We start from the raw sequence: 17,323 nt of genomic DNA, 5'->3' as shown, positions 1-17,323 counted from the left end.
CAGCGATATCTTTAGTTATTTTATTAAAAGTTTTCTCCTCAATCATACTTGAGATATAATTATTCTTTATAAAGCTTAAACGTGATTTTAAGTTTATGTGAGATAAAGGTAGGATGGTGGAAGATATATAATGAGCAAGTAGCATAACTATTAATGCGACATATAAAGCAGGCAATGCTAGCTGTAAATTATTAACTCCTGAAGCTTGTAGTATAATTAGTTGTCGCTCGACTTTTAAATTATTATAGATATAGATTACGGCAATAACCGTTATTACTGGTAATAGAATAAATAGTAAAGTAGGAAGTACTAGCGCTATTAAACTGACGAAGTCCATAACTTTTATACCTTTATCAAATAAATATAAAAGCTTTAATACCTGCGTTATCCATACTATACTAGTCACTGAAAAAGTAACGACTATAAGCAGCGGTAGGATATTTTTTATAAAGTATTTTCTGTATAGTAACATATAATGTTTGTTTGATTTTTTGATGTCATTCCCATATTACCAGACTTGTCATTGCGAGGAGTTGCGTTAGCAACGATGCGGCAATCCAGAAAAATAATAAAAAAATTCTGTAAATCAGAATTTTTTACTGGATTGCTTCGTCGAATTACTCTGTAATTCTTCTCGCAATGACGAAAATGGTCCACGCAACAATGCTGACTCGCAATGACGAGTCCGGTGCTATGATGGATGATCGGATGGGTTTTGTAGAAACATAACTAAAAACCAAGTTCACTGTGTGAGCCTAATCGTATTAATTCCAATGTGTCAGCATCGGGTTTTCTATAAATTAGTACTAAATCCGGTTTAATATGACAATCTCTACAATCTTTCCAATTACCTATAAGAGCATGATCTCTCATAGTTACAGGTAATGTTATATCAGCAATCAAGTACTTAAACTGCTTTCAATAAAATATCATCCAAATTTATTCCGTGTTTTCTACGTTTTTCACGCTTATAATCACGTTTAAACTGTGCAGTACGTTTAATCGTTCTCATTTAAATCGGACAACAAATTATTTATATTACCAACATGAACTAATTTGCCGCTTCTTGCAGCTTTCATGACCTTAATTGTTTCATCATTTGGGATAAGCGGTTCAAACGGCAACGCTTTTTCACGAGCAACACGAAATAAAAGCATACGAACAGCATCGGATAAAGTAAGCCCCATAGCAGCAAGCACTAAAGCTGCTTCTTCTTTAACCTCTTCATTAATACGGGCTCGCACAATAGAATCAGTAGACATAAAAATTCTTCTTTCAATAATGTAGCTACATTGTAGCAGTTATATTAAAAACTTTCAAGATTAAAAATCAAGTTTTTTATATGTAGTAAGAATTAAAACACCAATTCTTCTTATTATATTACCCGCAAAGACTCGATAAATTAATTTACCTATCAATATTGTTATAAATGCAATAGCAATGCCGTAAATTATATCACTTGGGTAATGCATGGCAAGGCTTATGCGAGATAAAGATACGAGCATAATAACACAAATCATTAAGATTTTTAATGGTAATTTTATATAATTCCAAGCAAAATATGTGACTAAAACGCTAAGAGCTGCGTGGCTGCTCGGAAAGCTTGAAAAGCATCTTTCATTTGCAGTATTTATTATTGTTGTGAAACTATCTATAGGAAGACTACAATAAGGACGAGGTAAATTAACGGAAAATTTAAGAGCCGTAAAAATTAAACCGAATACTGCGTATATTATACCAATTTCCACTAACTTATTATAACCGTGCCAAAATTTATTTTGTCGTTCAGTGGTGTTTTTAATTTTCTTTAATTGAATATAAAAATATATGCAGTATAAAATATATATTAAGGCGAAATTAGCGATATTAAAACAAAGAGAAATTATTTTTAAAAAATAAGATATAAAGCCGATATTAGTAATTTTATTTAAAAATAAGAATATTTCTTGATTTAAGCCGCAAAAATTATAAAAAACTTCAAACATCATTTTAATTATTTATGTTACAAGTAACAATACTTGGGTGCGGATCGTCAATAGGTGTACCGGTTATAGGGTGCAGTTGCTGCGTATGTCTCTCAAATTCAAAGTACAATAAAAGGACTAGATCAGCAATATATATTAACGATGAAAATAGTCAAATATTAGTTGATTTCGGTTATGATATTAAATATCAACTAGTAAGAGAGAAAATAAACAAGCTTGATTGTGCTATATTAACTCATGATCATTCCGATCATGTTAACGGCATTGAGGATTTACGAGTATTTTCGTTTATTTCAAAAAAGCCGTTAGAAATTTATACCGATCATAATACTGTGGCAAAGCTACACAAGAAATTTGATTATTTATTTAAGCCGGCTTCAGTCATGCCTTGGCAAGTGCTAGCTACTAAATCTATCGATTTTTTTGATAAAATTAAAATTAATACTATTGATGTACAGTTCTTTAGACAAAATCATGGTCCTATTGATAGTTTAGGCTTGCGGATAGGCGACTTTGTCTACTCACCCGATGTAAGCAACTTTCCGCCTGAGTCAGAAAAATTTTTAAAAGATATAAAAATATGGATATTGGATTGTATGGATTATACCTCAAACAAAAATCACGCTGGACTTAATAAGGTATTAGAGTGGCGAGAAAAATATAAACCAGAGCAGATATTATTAACCAATATGAGACACACGATAGATTATCATGAAATTACGAAAATGCTCCCAAGTAACGTTAAGCCGCTTTATGACGGCTATAAATTTACAGTTTAGTTTATGATTATTTTAGAAAAAGTCTGTAAGCGTTACGGCAAAAATTACGCAATTAAGAATATTGATTTAAGTTTTACTACCAAAGAAACTACTGTAATAATCGGTCCTTCGGGAAGCGGTAAAACTACTCTACTTAGAATTTTGAATAATTTGGAAGAACCAAGTAGCGGTACTTTTTTGGTAGACGGGAAGAAACTACTGCCTAAAGACAGAAGAAAACTTCGCTTAAAAGTAGGGATGGTGTTTCAAAATTTTAATCTCTTTCCTCATTTAACGGTAGGAGAAAACCTAATTTATACGCCCGTAAATGTTTTAAAATTGTCAAAAGAACAAGCAATTTCTATGGCAAAAGAGCTACTTGTGAAATTTAAGCTAACGCAAAAATTTGATTCATACCCGGCGAGTTTATCCGGAGGACAAAAACAACGTATAGCGATAGCAAGAGCCTTAATGATGAAACCGGAAATTTTGTTATTCGATGAACCAACGTCAGCACTTGATCCCGAAAATATTAAAGATGTTATAGAGAGTATAAATTTATTAAAAGATCAAATGAGTATGGTAGTAGTCACGCACCATTTGAAATTTGCAAAATTAATAGCGGATCGTGTTATTTTTATGGATCAAGGGCAGATTTTAGCAAATCAGCCTGCAAGGGATTTTTTTAGTAAACCGGCATCACATAGGGCTAGGTTGTTTTTAGAGAATATAGGTGATTTAATGTGATATGCACACAGTGTCATGCCGTGGCTTGACCACGGCATCCAGAAAAATAAATAAAATACTAATTTTTAACTGGACCGCGTGGTCAAGCTGGCGTTGTTGCATGGCTCATTTATGTCATTTTTTGCGGAAGCAGGAATCCACGCTAAAAAAGCTTTACTTTAATGGATTCCTGCCTACGCGGGAATGACATCGATCCTTAAGTTGATACCCATGTGCTTTCGCAGGAATGACATAGAATCAATAAATAAAATTACCATATGAATAAAAAACTTATCATATTTTTTAGTATAATATCATTATTGTTATGTTCTACGGTTTTTGCTAAGCCACGAGTAGAATTACCGCAAAAACTAAGAAACTTTATTAAAAAGCTTGAATTGCAAAAAGACGAATTACAAGGAGGAGCAATTGCAATTTTATATAAAGGTGAAGTTATTTATAAAACAACCTTTGGAAATCAGAAAGGTAATAGCGGAGTTGTTACCGATAAAACTTTATTTCCGTTAGCATCGGTTTCAAAAGCTGTTTCAGCAACAGCAATTGCATTAATGGTAGATCAAGGAAGTTTAAATTTTGATGAAAAATTCAAATTACCATACTTAAAAAATGCTGCTAGTCTTAATAATATTTTAAGCCATACAACAGGTTATCAATTCTCAGGGAATGTTGAAATTGAGCAAGGAATGAGTCACTCAAAGCTTTTAATGCTGCTAAAAAAACAACAAGCTAGTTGTAAACCCGGACAATGTTATAAATATAGTAACACTGTTTTTAGTTTGCTTGAAGAAGCTTTAAATTGTAAAAAATCAAGCTTAAATGCTGCAATAGATAATTTGCGTACAACGCTTAAAACGCAAGATATACAAATATTACCGCTAGAGCCGAATAGACAACTTGCTTATCCGCATTCTAAAACAATAATAAACGGACAAGAGGTAATAACAATGCTGCCGTTTCCGCCTTACTACCCAAAGACAGTGCCTGCATCTGCCGGTATTTTTGCATCGATAAATGGAATGATTGAAATATTCAAACTTAGCTTTGGTTATAAACCAGATCTTATTTCTAAGAATACGTTAGACCGTATGTATAAAATAGTAAAATCAAACAAGGATATTTTTGGATTTAAATGGCAACCGGTTTGGCCGATTGATCAAAAAATGATTGAGTCATATTATGCTCTTGGATGGCGTATTCTTAAAGTAAAAGGACGGTCAAATAAAGATTTAATTTTTCACTCAGGCTATATTAACGGTATTAATTCTTTTATTGGCTTTATACCATCAGAAGAACTTGGAATTATTATTCTAGTGAATCAAGAAGGTAAATTTCCACTTAAAAATGGGCTTGGGCTTTGGTTTGATTATATAGATTAAAAGTTATATTATATGAATAAAAAACTTATCAAATTTGTTTTTATCGTTTGCAGCACCATAATTGTAACCGGTTTATTATACAAATATATCAATCAGCATTATCCGAAATTTTTTAAAGAACCGCAAAATATAGGAAGTTTTTGTGCGTCGTTATTAATATTATTTAGTATAATTTATAGTACTATTAGCCAAAATGAAATACGCAAATTTTATTTGCAATTAGCAAGCTGGGCAGCAATTTTTTTAGTTATAATAACCGGCTATGCTTTTAGGTTTGAGCTGAATTATGCTTATCATAGGGTAATGTCTGCTTTAATTCCCTCATATAAATGGTCTACTGAAGTAGGGGAAATTATTATAGCACGTAGTGGGGACGGGCATTTTTATATCAATGCTTTTGTAAATAACGTTAAAATAAAATTTATGATCGATACCGGTGCAAGTGATGTTGCTTTAACTAAGGAAGATGCTCAAAAATTAGGCCTTGACTTAACTAAATTAAAATATACTAGAACTTATCTAACAGCTAACGGTGAAAATAAAGCCGCCCCTATAACCTTAGATAGTGTAGTAATCGGCACAGAATTTAAGAGCATCAAAGGACATGTAGGTCTCGGTGACCTCGATATCTCACTTCTCGGTATGTCTGTGCTTGAACGCTTTAGAGGTTTCAGGATTGATAAAGATTTATTAATCTTGAATTATTAGACATCTTCGTCATTGCGAGCAGTCATAGGCATTGTTGCATGGTTCGGTTATGTCATTCCCGCGTAGGCGGGAATCCAGTAAAACATATAAAAAACTTGTTTTTTTTATATGTTTAGCTTGTTAAATATGTGACTTCTATCAATATTGAAGTTATTTTTCTGGATTCCCGCTTCCGCGGGAATGACATAAACACCGTATTAAAACGGCATTTTAAAACCAGGTGGTAAGCTCATACCGTTTAAAGCTCCTGATAAAGAATTTTGAGAATCTTCATCACATTTTTGTTTAGCATCGTTAAAGGCAACTTTAATTAAATCCTCAAGCATTTCTTTTTCCTCTGCTTTTAATAAAGATTCATCAATTGAAATCTTTTCAACTTCCCCTTTACCGGTTGCAATAACTTCAACAAGCCCGCCGCCGGCTTTACCGGTATATCTCGCATTTGCCATTTGTTCTTGGGCTTCTTGCATTTTCTTTTGCATTGATTGGGCTTGTTTTAAAAACTGATTAAAATTTACCATAATTCTATCCTATATATTTTTTAGCTTTTAAGTAAAATATCCGAAATTGTTATATTTGGGAAATGTTTTTTAATTAAACCAAAATCGTTACTTGCTTCAATTTTACCGATTAACTGATTCTTTAAGGTTTGCTTGCTCTGCTCTTTTATTATTACTATCCCAAACTTTTCTTTAGTAAAAGCAGTTAACAAATCTTCTATTTGTTTTTTTATTTTGCTTGTAATTTCCAGACTTACGAGTTCTAATCTATTATCACTAAGCTTTTTAAGCTCCGTGTTATTGAGCAGGAAGTAATATATATCTATCTCGTTATTTTTATATAGATATTCAAGAAAATCTACAATTTCAAATTTTTTTTTTATTTCCGAGTCGATCGATTGATTTAAATTTTGATTATTACTATCCGAATCATCAAGTAGTGGTAGCGATGCCGAATATATAGATTTTATAACTAACATTTCCGTTTCTGTTAGCTGATTATAGGAAATTTTTATTTCTCGGACTCCCTTATTATATATTTGCCATAAGATTGATAAGTGCGGCAAGCTAATTTTATCCAAAATATTTTTGATTCTATCATTAAATGATTCATATATCGGCAAACTATAATTAGGTAACTTTTTTACTTTATTAAGATAAGCGATAAAATCTGCTACCGATTCTATAAAAATCTCAAGATTAACTGAAAAACCATAAAGCTCATTTATTAAGGTAATAGCTTTTTCCGTCTCTCTATGAATTATATATTCTACAAATTCTATTATAACGGAACTATCAACAAGCCCAAGCATTTGATTGATTACCTGCGGACTAATTATATTATCGGATTTCGCAGGCATACTAGCGGCTTGATCTAAAATAGATACTGCATCACGTGCTGACCCTTCAGCTTTGTAAGCTATAATTCTTAATGCTTCTATATCGGCTTTTAAATTTTCTTGCTTAGCTATATATTCAAGTAGCTTAAAAATCTCTTCAAAACTCAACCGCCTTAAATCATAACGTTGACATCTTGAGATAATAGTTGCAGGTATTTTTTGTACTTCCGTTGTTGCAAAAATAAATATTATGTGAGGTGGTGGTTCTTCTAAAGTTTTAAGAAGTGCATTAAACGCTCCTTTAGAAAGCATATGCACCTCATCAATAATGAAGATTTTGTGTTTACCTTGCAGAGGTTTATACTCAGCAGATTCGATAATTCTACGTATATCATCTACGCTAGTTTTACTTGCCGCGTCAATTTCGATTATATCAGGATGATTATGATTATTAAAGCTGATGCAGTTTGTGCATTCTTCGCATGTTTTAATAGTCGTATTTTCAGTAATTAAAGCAGAGCAGTTTACGGCTTTAGCAATAATACGGGCGGAGGTAGTTTTACCGACTCCTCTAATACCTGTTAAAAGATAACCTCCGGCCAGCCTATCATTTAAAATAGTATAGCTTAAAACTTTGACTAATACCTCTTGCCCCTGAAGCTCGGCAAAGTTACTAGGACGATATTTCCTTGCAAAAGGAATATACTGATTAGATGAATTTATATCGGTCACGATTTAAATTTTGAAGAGTGATTTGATTTTTTCAATGTCATTCCTGCGAAAGCAGGGATCCATACTAAAAAAGCTTTACTTTAATGGATTCCCGCTTCCGCGGGAATGACATAAACGAGTCATGCGGTCAAGCCACGGCATGACAGTATAACTGTATTTACTCGAAGTATTTTTGAAATTGAATTTTATTTTTTAAGAGGGAATAGCGGAGCGTACATTTAGTACGTGAGCATATGAACTCTTAAGTAAAATAAAAGAGCAATTTTAAAAAGACGAGAAGTAAATGCTAGTAATGACCCACCGAATCTCACCCCGGCTGCTTCCTTTCAGACCTGACCGACTAAACAAGCACAGTGCCCACTACTAGCATAATTAACATAACCTGTTTATCAGGAAGAGACAACATATTTTTTTTCTATTTCTGCTTTTGTTAACCTCTCAGGCGGACCAAATATTTCAGGATTTTTTAATTTAAACAGATCATCGGAAAATTTTTGTACTTTAGCTATTTTATCAAAAGTAATAGTGACTATATTATTATCTTCAAATATTTTTAATGTTTCAATTTGTTTAATAGCTTTATTAAAAGTAATTTCGCTACGCTTTTCCGTTAGAGTATGATGGATAGTAATTTTAAAAATATTTCCTTCATTAATTACCGATTCAAAAACAAAATCCTTGTCAAAATTCTCATTATCACCGAGTAAAAAATTAAATGTATTTTCAGCTCGAGCGATTCGGCTTACTTGTTCCATATCATAATCATACATTGATACAAAATTTTTAGTACCTATTATAACTAATGGAAAGGGAGGATAATAATTACATCGAAAATTATAAGGCTTGTTGATCAACAATTTTCCTTTAACTATATTAGCCTTAGAATCTTCTTGAGTAAAATCTATTGCAACCGATTTTATCGTACGTAGATAAGTTTTTAGTTCCGAAATAGCTGTTTTATCATCTGCCCCAAATGCTAAGCTTGAATTCACAAAAAGATAAATAATGATTAGAAAAAATATTTTTTTCATTTTCGTTGTTTTATATTTTAAATTATGTTTAAAATACCTTATGTATTCAGTTAATGCAAAAGTATAATTAGTATTTATGAAAATTGTTGCTTTAAAAGAAAAAGCCCTGCATGAGTCGCGTACCGCTATAACACCTGAAGTAGCGGGATTGCTAGTCAAAAAAGGCTATGCGGTTACGGTAGAAAAAGATATAGGGTTTTCTGCTGGCTTTCTTGATGAAGAATATGCCGCTCTAGGTGCTAAGATATCCTCAGTGCCGCTCGAAATCATTTCCGATGCTGATATTATATTAAAGGTGCAACCTTCATCCGTTACGGATAAATATAGTGAGCTTGAATTTGCAAAAAAAGGAGCAATTATTGTAGGATTATTGTCGCCTTATTTAAATCATGAATATATAAAAGCGGCAGCTAAAAAAAATCTTACTACCTTTGCTATGGAGTTCGTACCGAGAATTACTAAAGCACAAAATATGGATGCTTTATCTTCTCAAAGTAATCTAGTTGGATATAGAGCGGTAATTGAAGCAAGCTATCATTATACAAGAGCTTTTCCGATGATGATGACGGCAGCAGGAACTATTTCACCGTGTAAAACTTTGGTCCTTGGTATCGGTGTTGCAGGTCTTCAAGCTATTGCAACGGCAAAAAGGCTTGGTAGTATTGTTGCAGGATACGATGTGAGAGCTGCTACTAAAGAGCAGGTAGAAAGCTTAGGAGCCAAGTTTGTTTCACCGGAACTACAAGAAGATTTACAAGATAAATCAGGTTATGCTCACGAGAGTTCAGAAGATTACCAAGCTAAACAAGAAGAGTTTTTAGCAAAAATTATTAAAGGATATGATATAGTTATTACTACTGCACAAATTCCAGGTAAAAAAGCACCGATGCTTGTTACGAAAAAAATGCTGGAATCGATGAAGCATGGCTCAGTGATTGTTGATATAGCGACTTCTACAGGTGGAAATGTGGAAGGGTCGGAAATGGATAAAATAGTCACTAAACATGGAGTTACCATAATAGGCTTATCAAATCTTGCTACCAAAATTGCTACCGACAGCTCAAAATTATATTCCAAAAATTTGTATAATTTTTTAAATTATGCTTTGCAAGACGGTAAATTTAATATGGATGATGAGTTAGTACGTGATATGTTGATTACTAAAGATGGCAAAATTGTGAGCGAGAAAATCAAATGATTATGTTTCATACCGCGACTTGATCGCGGTATCTCAGGACACAGTCTGTGATACAAGATCCCGTGGTCAAGCCACGGGATGACAATGAAAATACTAACCAAGAGAAAAATATGAATCAATTACCGATAATAGCGAAGCAGGCGGCTGAAATTGCTCATAATACCCAAGAATTATCAGACAAGTTAAAAGATTTAGTAATAGATACTAGTTGGCAAACGAACACAAGTACTATAGACCCACTAGTATTTGCTATAACTATTTTTGTATTAGCTTCTTTTGTAGGCTATTATGTTGTATGGAAAGTAACTCCGGCACTTCATACCCCGCTTATGTCTATTACTAACGCTATTTCAGGTATTATAGTTCTTAGTTCTATGATTGCCGCAAGTAGCTCTGCTTTGGGAGTTTCCGGTCTACTTGGGTATTTTGCAACTTTACTTGCTTCTATAAACATTTTCGGCGGATTTATAGTGACAAAAAGAATGCTAGAGATGTTTAAGAAAAAATAAATACAGCATAATAGGACTGTATATAAATAATATAATAAGTTACTACTTTTCATCTATCCTAATATATAACTATGTATACAACATATAGATCAAAAAATTCTCTTATAAACGGCTTGTTGAATTTAATTGCACATTATGGTCTAATATTATGTTTTCTAATGATTACTTCTTGTGCTACAAGATATGAGATTATTCCACCAAATACTGCAGAAGGTAGAAAATGTGCTAATGAATGCTTATTAGAAAAAGAAAGATGTATGCAAAACTGTGATATGTATAATACGCAATGTAATTTACTTAATCAACTAAATGCTCAAAATAGCTATTTAATCTCGCAACAAGCTGTCAAAAGCAATAAGGATAGCAAATATACACCACACTTTAGCAGCCATCAAAATAATCTTTGCAATAATTCCAGTTGTAGTTGGCGTTGTGTTGAAAACTATCATATCTGCCACAAGAACTGCGGCGGAGAGGTTATAGCGATAAAATAAAATATTTTAACCTAATTGCAAAGAGTAAAAGTGTCTTCTTCAAACTCTTTTTTTATAAGAGTTATGCAAAAAGGTCTACTGCTATGGTATTAGCTTAGCTATCTTTATTAGTAATAAGAAAAAGTTAAGCTAAAGCTCTAATTCTTTATATTCAACTTTAACTACTTCGTATGATTTTGTTCCTCCCGGTGTTGTAACTTCTGCAATATCACCTACCGATTTTCCAATCAAAGCTTTTGCTATAGGAGAAGCGATTGAAACTCTTTTTCTAGTGATATCGGCTTCATATTCTCCTACAATAACATATGTTACTTCCTCTTCAGTATCGTCGTCGATCAAAGTAACTGTAGCCCCGAATTTTATGTTATCTCCCGATAGTTTGCCAATATCAATAATTTCCGCTCTTGCCGTCATATCTTCAAGCTCTTTAATACGCCCTTCTATAAATGCTTGTTTCTCACGTGCTGCTTCATATTCCGCATTCTCGGATAAATCACCGTGTTCTCGTGCTTCTGCTATATCTTCACTAATTTTTTTACGCTCTACATGTTTTAAATGTTTAAGCTCATGTTCTAATTTTTCAAAACCTTTAGCGGTGATAGGAAATTTTGTATTCATAATTATATTGTGTAAATTTAGTAGTTTTAGTATACTATTTTCAATAATATAGATTTCAGCAAGTATATTTGTAATAGTTAAATTTGTCAAATAAGCCTTTTTAATTATTTTTCATATGCAGCGTAATTCAGAAAGGTTCAGACAAGATGAGTTTAAAGGCGAGTCTGCACAACGTATAAAAATACGTGAGCACAGTCGGTTACTTCCAAATTCGCTTAGATCAAGCTTTCTGAATTATGCTGTAACATAGCAATCAATTAGTAATCTTATGGCAATCAAAGATTTTGACTTTGAAAAAAAGCGTAAAATTTTCCACCTATCGGCTATAATATTTCCGCTGCTTTATTTATTTATTTCAAGAACAACCATTACATTACTATTATTTATAATAACTGCTATTACTTTATATTTAGATATATCACGTCATAATAATGCAAAAATTAGCGAATTTGTGACTAGATTTTTTTCAAAAGTTATAAGGTTTGAAGAAAATAACGGCTCTTTTGCTTTAAGCGGTATTAGCTTTATGATGCTTGGTTTTTTCTTGACTGCTTTTCTTTTTCCTAAAAATTTAGTAATTTGCTCGTGGTTAATTTTAATTATTTCTGATTGTTTAGCAGCTCTTGTTGGCGTTAAAATAGGCAATAGTTTAAGTAACGGTAAATCGATAGCAGGTTCTATTGCCTTTTTAACTTCTGCAATTTTTATAAGTATATTAGTATATTTCTACTTAGGGTATAATACAAGTTTTATTATTATTATTATAAGCTGCATAGGGGCTGCGGCAGCTGAATTTTATTCAAAAGATTTAAGAATTAACGATAATTTATCTATACCTCTTTCTTATTGTCTTTCTACTGCTATTCTTTCTTATATAATATGATATACTCGCCCCACTTGAAAAATTGGCAGCAATGTCTTTGTAAGTCCTCGGATGCTGAAAGTTTAATAACTGCTTCTGCTCGGCTTACAGCTAGATTACTTTTTTCCAAGTTGAACTTCGTATAACAACTCTTCATTCCACAGGAGTATATAATGAGAATTACACCGGAATTTTATGAGTTTTTAAGAAACCGTATTAATATATCTGATGTAGTACGGCAAAAAGTAGTCTTAACTAGAAAATCCGGTAACTATGTAGGTTTATGTCCTTTTCATCAAGAAAAAACTCCATCTTTTACAGTTAGTGATAGTAAGAGATTTTTCTATTGTTTTGGTTGTAAAGCAGCTGGTGACGTTATAAAGTTTACTTCTAATATTAGCGGTCTATCCTATAATGAGTCTGCTATAAAACTTGCAACTGATTACGGTATAGAGATACCGAAATTAACTGTGAAACAGAAAGAATTTTATGAAGAATCCGATGAAATTTTAAATATTTTAGAACTCGCCAATAAGTTTTTCAGAACGCAGTTAACGCCTGAAATATTAAATTATCTACACCGAAGAAATATTACCGAAGAAACAGTAAAAGAGTTTTCAATAGGTTTTGCTCCAAGGAATAATAAATTTGAAAAGTTTTTTCATGATAAGAATATTGATATTACAAAACTCGGTAAAGCAGGTCTAATTGGCAGGAGAGAAAACGGAGAAATATATAATTTGTTTTCTAACCGTGTTACCATTCCAATTAGAAATATTTACAATAAAATTGTAGGCTTTGGCGGTAGAGTGTTAGGGGAGGGGTTGCCTAAATACTTAAATTCACCTGAAACTATAGTATTTCAAAAAAGCGAAACTTTATATGGTGAGCATAAGGCGATAAGCAGTAGCTATAAAAAAAATCACTCGATTTTAGTGGAAGGTTATTTTGATGTTATAGCACTACATCAAGCAGGTTTTAGCGAAACGGTTGCGAGTCTTGGTACTAGTGTTACTGAGAATCATTTACATAAATTATGGCGTGCCGGTGATGAAATTATATTATGCCTTGACGGAGATAATGCAGGTATAAAAGCTAGTATAAGAACTATTAATCTAGCATTACCTATTATTAATAGTGAAAAGAAAATTTCTTTTATTAGGCTGCCAAGCGGACTTGATCCCGACGATGCAGTAAATAAAAACGGTGCTGATTTTTTTACAAAGCTTATAGATAAAAGAATAAGCCTATCAGAAATGATTTGGCATATTGAGTATAACGGTAAGAGTTTTAAAACCGCAGAAGAAAAAGCTAATTTAGAAAAAAATTTAAAAGATTATTGCGGCAAAATATCGGATAGTAATTTAAGAGCGAGTTATTACAGATTTTTTAAAGATCAAATATGGCAGAATTTATTAACAAACCAGAAAAAAGTTGTAACTAAAAACTCAAATTTAGCTCCTATAATTTCAAGTCACAGCTATTCAGAGCTTGAAATGCTAGAACACGCTTTTTGTGCTTTGTTGGTTAAATTTCCTACAATACTTGAAGAAAAAGATATTAAAGATTTTATCCTAAACTTAAATTTTAATAATAAATCGCTTGAAGAATTTCGTAATTGGTATTTTAACGAAATTATAGATAATAACGTAGAAGCAGGTGAAATTGCTGCAATTGTGGAAAAAACTAGCTTTTTTGATATTTTTTTATTATTATCAAAAACGAACAACTTGTTTTTAGATATCTCATTTAATAAAAATAATGTCAGACTAGATTTATTATGGCAGTGGCTACATAAGAAATATTATCTAATAAATTTACAACAAGAATATGCTATCACTATAAGCAGCATTGATAATCACGACTTTGAAAAAGTTTTACTATATAAAAAAGAAATTCTGAAGATTGCAAATGAACTGCAAGTTTTAAACGAATCTTTTATTAACCACATGACAACTTAGGTTCTTTGTACTTTTGATTAATTATGATTATTCTATTAAAAGTGCAAAGAACCTAACATAAGTTTAAGAAAGTCTTAAGCTTATGATTAACTTAATTTATCCTAAGGTATTTAATGAGCAATAGCAATATAGACAATGATCTAGATAAAATAGACAGTTTACTTAAAAAAGCTAAATCTAAAAAAACACCTGTTACATACGATGAGATAAATAAAGCTATCCCTCTTAATAAAAATCTTTCTATACGACAATTAGAAGAAGCTATATTAAAATTCTCCGATGCAGGGGTAGATATTTTAGAACCTAAATTAAAATTCTCCAATGCAGTGGTAGATATTTTAGAACCTAATGAAGATGACGAAATTAAGCTTGATATCGGAATGGATGAAGAATTTAAGCTATCTACCAATGTTGATAATGAACCTGAAGATGAAGGAGAAGAGGAAAATATAGGTACTACCGATGATCCTGTAAGGTTATACCTTAAGGATATGGGAGGAGTCGATCTTTTAACTCGTGAAAACGAAGTAGAAATAGCAAAAAGGATTGAGGAAGGACGTAAAACAATGACTGCTTCCTTATGCAGAAGCCCTATTGCTATGCGTTGTTTTATAGTATGGTATGAAGATTTAGTTAATGAAAAAATGTTACTACGTGATCTAATAGATTTAGAAGCTAACATGTTACATGACGAAACACCCGAAAATGATGAAGAACATAGTAGTGATGCCGAAGGTGAAGAACATGAGGATAATCACTTATCTATGTCTAGAGTAGAAACGCAGATATTACCTAATATCATAGAGCGTATGAAAAAGATTTCTTTTATCTGCGAAGAGCTACTAATTGAAGCTAAAAAATGTTATGAGAAATCTTTTGAGCCGAAGGTTTTACAAAATAGCAAAAAATATAATAATAATTTGGAACTATTAATAAATGAAGTTTCGGAAATACATTTTAATTCTAAAAGAACGGAAGAAATTTTAGGTAAAATGTATGGAATAAATCGTGATTTAATTAATAAAGAAACCGCCTTTTTAAAACTTGCCGAAAAATACGGAGTAACTCGCCAAAATTTCCTTGATGAATATATAGGATCGGTTATCAATGCAGCATGGAAAGAAAAAATGCTGAAAAATAAAAAAACCGCTTGGAAAGAGTTAATTACTAAGGAATCAGAATATATAGATCAAATGATTGCCGAATTATCGGTTATAGAATCTAATACCGGTCTTTTAGTTAATGATTTTAAAAAATTAGTGAATACTATACAAAAAAGCGAGAGACAAACACTGCAAGCAAAAAAAGATATGATAGAAGCAAATTTACGTTTAGTTATATCTATCGCTAAAAAATATGCTAATAGAGGATTGCAGTTTTTAGATTTAATTCAAGAAGGTAATATAGGGCTTATGAAAGCGGTGGATAAATTTGAATATCGCCGTGGCTATAAATTCTCTACCTATGCTACTTGGTGGATTAGACAAGCTATAACAAGAGCTATTGCCGATCAAGCAAGGACTATACGTATTCCTGTGCATATGATTGAAACGATTAATAAGATACTGCGTACTTCAAGACAAATGCTTAATGAGCTCGGCTATGAACCGACTGCAACGGAAATCGCTAACCGTCTTTCAATGCCGCTTGATAAAGTACGTAAAGTCATGAAAATAGCTAAAGAACCTATAAGTCTTGAGAATCCCGTAGGTGATGATAGTGATGGTGGTCAATTAGGCGATTTTATTGAAGATAAGAATGCAGTAGCACCAATTGATGCGGCAATTCAGTCAAATTTACGAGAAGTTACCACTAGAGTACTTGCAACCCTTACGCCTCGTGAAGAAAGAGTGCTTAGAATGCGTTTCGGTATAGGCATGAATACTGACCATACATTAGAAGAAGTAGGGCAGCAATTTAAAGTAACTAGAGAACGTATAAGACAAATTGAGTCAAAAGCTTTAAGAAAATTACAGCATCCTATTAGATCTAAAAAACTTAATAGCTTTAGAAGCGGTGGAAAGCGTGGTGACGGTAATCCATCGGATCTATTAGAGGCGTGATAATACTTATACTGTCATCCCGTGGCTTGACCACGGGATCTTGTATCACGGCCTGTGTCCTGTCATCCCGTGGTCAAGCCACGGGATGACAGTGGGCTATTATGTATCGATATAAAATTACCATTGAATATTTAGGCACGGAACTTGCAGGTTGGCAAAGGCAGGCAGGAGTAATGTCGGTACAACAAGTACTAGAAGAAGCGATTTATAAATTTTCCGGTGAACATGTAGTATTGTTTGGGTCAGGAAGAACGGATGCCGGTGTCCATGCTATAGGTCAAGTAGCACATTTTGACCTTTCAAAATATTTAGAACCTCACAAAATTATTACAGCTATTAACTATTTTGCAAGACCGTATGCCGTAGGAGTATGGAACTGTGAATTAGCCACCAATAATTTTCATGCAAGATTTTCAGCTACATCCCGTCATTATATATATAGAATTATTAATAGACCTTACCCATCCGTAATTGATTTAAATAGAGCATGGTGGATTATTTCACCTTTAGATGTTCCAGCTATGCAAAAAGCTGCTGTCTATCTCTTAGGTAAACATGATTTTACTTCATTTAGGGCCAGCTCATGTCAATCAAAATCACCGATAAAAACTTTAACGGAACTTAATATCATTAAAGAAGATGAAGAAATAAAATTATATCTTTCAGCACCTTCGTTTTTGCATCATATGGTACGTAATATTGTTGGTAGTTTAGTACTTGTCGGTAAAAATATTTGGCAGGCAGAACAAATTAAAGATGTTCTAGAGGCCAAAGATAGAAAAGTCGCCGGTCCTACTGCTCCCGCCTCCGGACTTTATTTTATGAAAGCAGATTATTAACTAAAATCGTTATTGCGATCAGGCAATGACATGATCTCAATATTAACGTTCTTTACAAAAAATCACAATTAGTATATAACTCGCTAAAAAATTAATTATTAAT

19 protein-coding genes, 1 other RNA gene and 1 pseudogene are annotated in these 17,323 nt (G+C 32.5%); 12 read left to right on the top strand and 9 right to left on the bottom strand.

Annotation, left to right across the window (positions count from 1 at the left end):
- The 4 genes from AC1Z7D_RS02170 to AC1Z7D_RS02155 all read right to left on the bottom strand — a co-directional run.
- A partial coding sequence (locus AC1Z7D_RS02170; RefSeq protein WP_482601529.1) for an LptF/LptG family permease occupies nucleotides 1-472 on the bottom strand: 472 nt, incomplete at its 3' end.
- Nucleotides 473-729: 257 nt separating this feature from the next.
- Entirely contained in the window at nucleotides 730-873 is a 144-nt protein-coding gene (locus AC1Z7D_RS02165; protein WP_482601533.1) for a type II toxin-antitoxin system YafQ family toxin, read from the bottom strand.
- Nucleotides 874-998: 125 nt separating this feature from the next.
- Entirely contained in the window at nucleotides 999-1,262 is a 264-nt protein-coding gene (locus AC1Z7D_RS02160) for a type II toxin-antitoxin system RelB/DinJ family antitoxin (RefSeq protein ID WP_482601528.1), read from the bottom strand.
- Nucleotides 1,263-1,322: 60 nt separating this feature from the next.
- The gene (locus tag AC1Z7D_RS02155) at nucleotides 1,323-1,985 is read right to left on the bottom strand and encodes a phosphatase PAP2 family protein (RefSeq protein WP_482601532.1); all 663 of its coding nucleotides are present in this window, start codon (nucleotides 1,983-1,985) and stop codon (nucleotides 1,323-1,325) included.
- A gap of 14 nt (nucleotides 1,986-1,999) precedes the next feature.
- Here AC1Z7D_RS02155 and AC1Z7D_RS02150 point away from each other — a divergent pair, with 14 nt between their 5' ends.
- From AC1Z7D_RS02150 to AC1Z7D_RS02135, 4 genes are all read left to right on the top strand, one after another.
- Nucleotides 2,000-2,764, top strand: a complete 765-nt coding sequence (locus AC1Z7D_RS02150; RefSeq protein ID WP_482601527.1) for an MBL fold metallo-hydrolase — start codon at nucleotides 2,000-2,002, stop codon at nucleotides 2,762-2,764.
- Between the two features lie 3 nt (nucleotides 2,765-2,767).
- The gene (locus tag AC1Z7D_RS02145; RefSeq protein WP_482601526.1) at nucleotides 2,768-3,490 is read left to right on the top strand and encodes an amino acid ABC transporter ATP-binding protein; all 723 of its coding nucleotides are present in this window, start codon (nucleotides 2,768-2,770) and stop codon (nucleotides 3,488-3,490) included.
- Between the two features lie 257 nt (nucleotides 3,491-3,747).
- Entirely contained in the window at nucleotides 3,748-4,866 is a 1,119-nt protein-coding gene (locus AC1Z7D_RS02140; RefSeq protein ID WP_482601525.1) for a serine hydrolase domain-containing protein, read from the top strand.
- A 12-nt stretch (nucleotides 4,867-4,878) separates the two neighbouring features.
- Complete coding sequence (locus tag AC1Z7D_RS02135) at nucleotides 4,879-5,574, top strand: TIGR02281 family clan AA aspartic protease (protein ID WP_482601524.1); 696 nt, start codon at nucleotides 4,879-4,881, stop codon at nucleotides 5,572-5,574.
- 197 nt (nucleotides 5,575-5,771) lie between these two features.
- Here AC1Z7D_RS02135 and AC1Z7D_RS02130 read toward each other — a convergent pair whose 3' ends face one another.
- From AC1Z7D_RS02130 to AC1Z7D_RS02115, 4 genes are all read right to left on the bottom strand, one after another.
- The gene (locus tag AC1Z7D_RS02130) at nucleotides 5,772-6,095 is read right to left on the bottom strand and encodes a YbaB/EbfC family nucleoid-associated protein (RefSeq protein ID WP_014391653.1); all 324 of its coding nucleotides are present in this window, start codon (nucleotides 6,093-6,095) and stop codon (nucleotides 5,772-5,774) included.
- Between the two features lie 20 nt (nucleotides 6,096-6,115).
- Complete coding sequence (dnaX, locus tag AC1Z7D_RS02125; RefSeq protein WP_482601523.1) at nucleotides 6,116-7,645, bottom strand: DNA polymerase III subunit gamma/tau; 1,530 nt, start codon at nucleotides 7,643-7,645, stop codon at nucleotides 6,116-6,118.
- 278 nt (nucleotides 7,646-7,923) lie between these two features.
- Nucleotides 7,924-8,017: signal recognition particle sRNA small type (ffs, locus tag AC1Z7D_RS02120), an RNA gene on the bottom strand.
- Nucleotides 8,018-8,034: 17 nt separating this feature from the next.
- Nucleotides 8,035-8,676 carry an outer-membrane lipoprotein carrier protein LolA gene (locus AC1Z7D_RS02115; RefSeq protein ID WP_482601522.1) on the bottom strand — a complete coding sequence of 214 codons (642 nt, stop codon included), beginning with the start codon at nucleotides 8,674-8,676 and terminating at the stop codon, nucleotides 8,035-8,037.
- 76 nt (nucleotides 8,677-8,752) lie between these two features.
- Here AC1Z7D_RS02115 and AC1Z7D_RS02110 point away from each other — a divergent pair, with 76 nt between their 5' ends.
- The 3 genes from AC1Z7D_RS02110 (at nucleotide 8,753) to AC1Z7D_RS02100 (ending at nucleotide 10,877) form a co-directional block, all read left to right on the top strand.
- Complete coding sequence (locus AC1Z7D_RS02110; RefSeq protein ID WP_482601521.1) at nucleotides 8,753-9,874, top strand: NAD(P) transhydrogenase subunit alpha; 1,122 nt, start codon at nucleotides 8,753-8,755, stop codon at nucleotides 9,872-9,874.
- Nucleotides 9,875-9,984: 110 nt separating this feature from the next.
- Nucleotides 9,985-10,383: an NAD(P) transhydrogenase subunit alpha part 2 gene (locus tag AC1Z7D_RS02105; protein WP_482601531.1), complete on the top strand. Its 399-nt coding sequence runs from the start codon at nucleotides 9,985-9,987 to the stop codon at nucleotides 10,381-10,383.
- A 71-nt stretch (nucleotides 10,384-10,454) separates the two neighbouring features.
- The gene (locus tag AC1Z7D_RS02100) at nucleotides 10,455-10,877 is read left to right on the top strand and encodes a hypothetical protein (RefSeq protein ID WP_482601520.1); all 423 of its coding nucleotides are present in this window, start codon (nucleotides 10,455-10,457) and stop codon (nucleotides 10,875-10,877) included.
- A 129-nt stretch (nucleotides 10,878-11,006) separates the two neighbouring features.
- Here AC1Z7D_RS02100 and greA read toward each other — a convergent pair whose 3' ends face one another.
- Entirely contained in the window at nucleotides 11,007-11,495 is a 489-nt protein-coding gene (greA, locus tag AC1Z7D_RS02095) for a transcription elongation factor GreA (RefSeq protein ID WP_482601530.1), read from the bottom strand.
- 115 nt (nucleotides 11,496-11,610) lie between these two features.
- On the opposite strand from greA, the pseudogene AC1Z7D_RS02090 reads away from it, so the two are divergent.
- The 5 genes and pseudogenes from AC1Z7D_RS02090 to truA form a co-directional block, all read left to right on the top strand.
- A pseudogene (locus AC1Z7D_RS02090) lies at nucleotides 11,611-11,739 on the top strand (palindromic element RPE3 domain-containing protein); the annotation flags it as partial.
- A 24-nt stretch (nucleotides 11,740-11,763) separates the two neighbouring features.
- The gene (locus tag AC1Z7D_RS02085; RefSeq protein ID WP_482601519.1) at nucleotides 11,764-12,378 is read left to right on the top strand and encodes a diacylglycerol/polyprenol kinase family protein; all 615 of its coding nucleotides are present in this window, start codon (nucleotides 11,764-11,766) and stop codon (nucleotides 12,376-12,378) included.
- Nucleotides 12,379-12,530: 152 nt separating this feature from the next.
- On the top strand, nucleotides 12,531-14,318 hold the full coding sequence (gene dnaG / locus AC1Z7D_RS02080; protein WP_482601518.1) for a DNA primase: 1,788 nt from the start codon (nucleotides 12,531-12,533) through the stop codon (nucleotides 14,316-14,318).
- Nucleotides 14,319-14,431: 113 nt separating this feature from the next.
- A complete protein-coding gene (gene rpoD, locus AC1Z7D_RS02075) occupies nucleotides 14,432-16,381 on the top strand; it encodes an RNA polymerase sigma factor RpoD (RefSeq protein ID WP_482601517.1) in 1,950 nt (649 codons plus the stop codon).
- A gap of 101 nt (nucleotides 16,382-16,482) precedes the next feature.
- Nucleotides 16,483-17,220 (top strand): tRNA pseudouridine(38-40) synthase TruA, encoded by a 738-nt coding sequence (gene truA, locus AC1Z7D_RS02070; RefSeq protein WP_482601516.1) that lies wholly within the window; start codon nucleotides 16,483-16,485, stop codon nucleotides 17,218-17,220.
- The last annotated feature ends 103 nt before the right edge of the window (nucleotides 17,221-17,323 follow it).

The organism is Rickettsia sp. (assembly GCF_965035265.1).
This window is presented reverse-complemented; position numbering and strand designations above follow the sequence as displayed.

What these genes read in the sequence shown, in the direction of transcription:
- dnaG (WP_482601518.1), top strand. Translation starts at nt 12,531, where the DNA reads ATGAGAATTACACCGGAATTTTATGAGTTTTTAAGAAACCGTATTAAT.
- AC1Z7D_RS02115 (WP_482601522.1), bottom strand. Translation starts at nt 8,676, where the DNA reads ATGAAAAAAATATTTTTTCTAATCATTATTTATCTTTTTGTGAATTCA.
- AC1Z7D_RS02145 (WP_482601526.1), top strand. Translation starts at nt 2,768, where the DNA reads ATGATTATTTTAGAAAAAGTCTGTAAGCGTTACGGCAAAAATTACGCA.
- AC1Z7D_RS02165 (WP_482601533.1), bottom strand. Translation starts at nt 873, where the DNA reads ATGAGAGATCATGCTCTTATAGGTAATTGGAAAGATTGTAGAGATTGT.
- AC1Z7D_RS02105 (WP_482601531.1), top strand. Translation starts at nt 9,985, where the DNA reads ATGAATCAATTACCGATAATAGCGAAGCAGGCGGCTGAAATTGCTCAT.
- AC1Z7D_RS02140 (WP_482601525.1), top strand. Translation starts at nt 3,748, where the DNA reads ATGAATAAAAAACTTATCATATTTTTTAGTATAATATCATTATTGTTA.
- greA (WP_482601530.1), bottom strand. Translation starts at nt 11,495, where the DNA reads ATGAATACAAAATTTCCTATCACCGCTAAAGGTTTTGAAAAATTAGAA.
- truA (WP_482601516.1), top strand. Translation starts at nt 16,483, where the DNA reads ATGTATCGATATAAAATTACCATTGAATATTTAGGCACGGAACTTGCA.
- AC1Z7D_RS02150 (WP_482601527.1), top strand. Translation starts at nt 2,000, where the DNA reads ATGTTACAAGTAACAATACTTGGGTGCGGATCGTCAATAGGTGTACCG.
- AC1Z7D_RS02085 (WP_482601519.1), top strand. Translation starts at nt 11,764, where the DNA reads ATGGCAATCAAAGATTTTGACTTTGAAAAAAAGCGTAAAATTTTCCAC.
- AC1Z7D_RS02110 (WP_482601521.1), top strand. Translation starts at nt 8,753, where the DNA reads ATGAAAATTGTTGCTTTAAAAGAAAAAGCCCTGCATGAGTCGCGTACC.
- AC1Z7D_RS02155 (WP_482601532.1), bottom strand. Translation starts at nt 1,985, where the DNA reads ATGTTTGAAGTTTTTTATAATTTTTGCGGCTTAAATCAAGAAATATTC.
- rpoD (WP_482601517.1), top strand. Translation starts at nt 14,432, where the DNA reads ATGAGCAATAGCAATATAGACAATGATCTAGATAAAATAGACAGTTTA.
- AC1Z7D_RS02135 (WP_482601524.1), top strand. Translation starts at nt 4,879, where the DNA reads ATGAATAAAAAACTTATCAAATTTGTTTTTATCGTTTGCAGCACCATA.
- AC1Z7D_RS02100 (WP_482601520.1), top strand. Translation starts at nt 10,455, where the DNA reads ATGTATACAACATATAGATCAAAAAATTCTCTTATAAACGGCTTGTTG.
- AC1Z7D_RS02130 (WP_014391653.1), bottom strand. Translation starts at nt 6,095, where the DNA reads ATGGTAAATTTTAATCAGTTTTTAAAACAAGCCCAATCAATGCAAAAG.
- AC1Z7D_RS02160 (WP_482601528.1), bottom strand. Translation starts at nt 1,262, where the DNA reads ATGTCTACTGATTCTATTGTGCGAGCCCGTATTAATGAAGAGGTTAAA.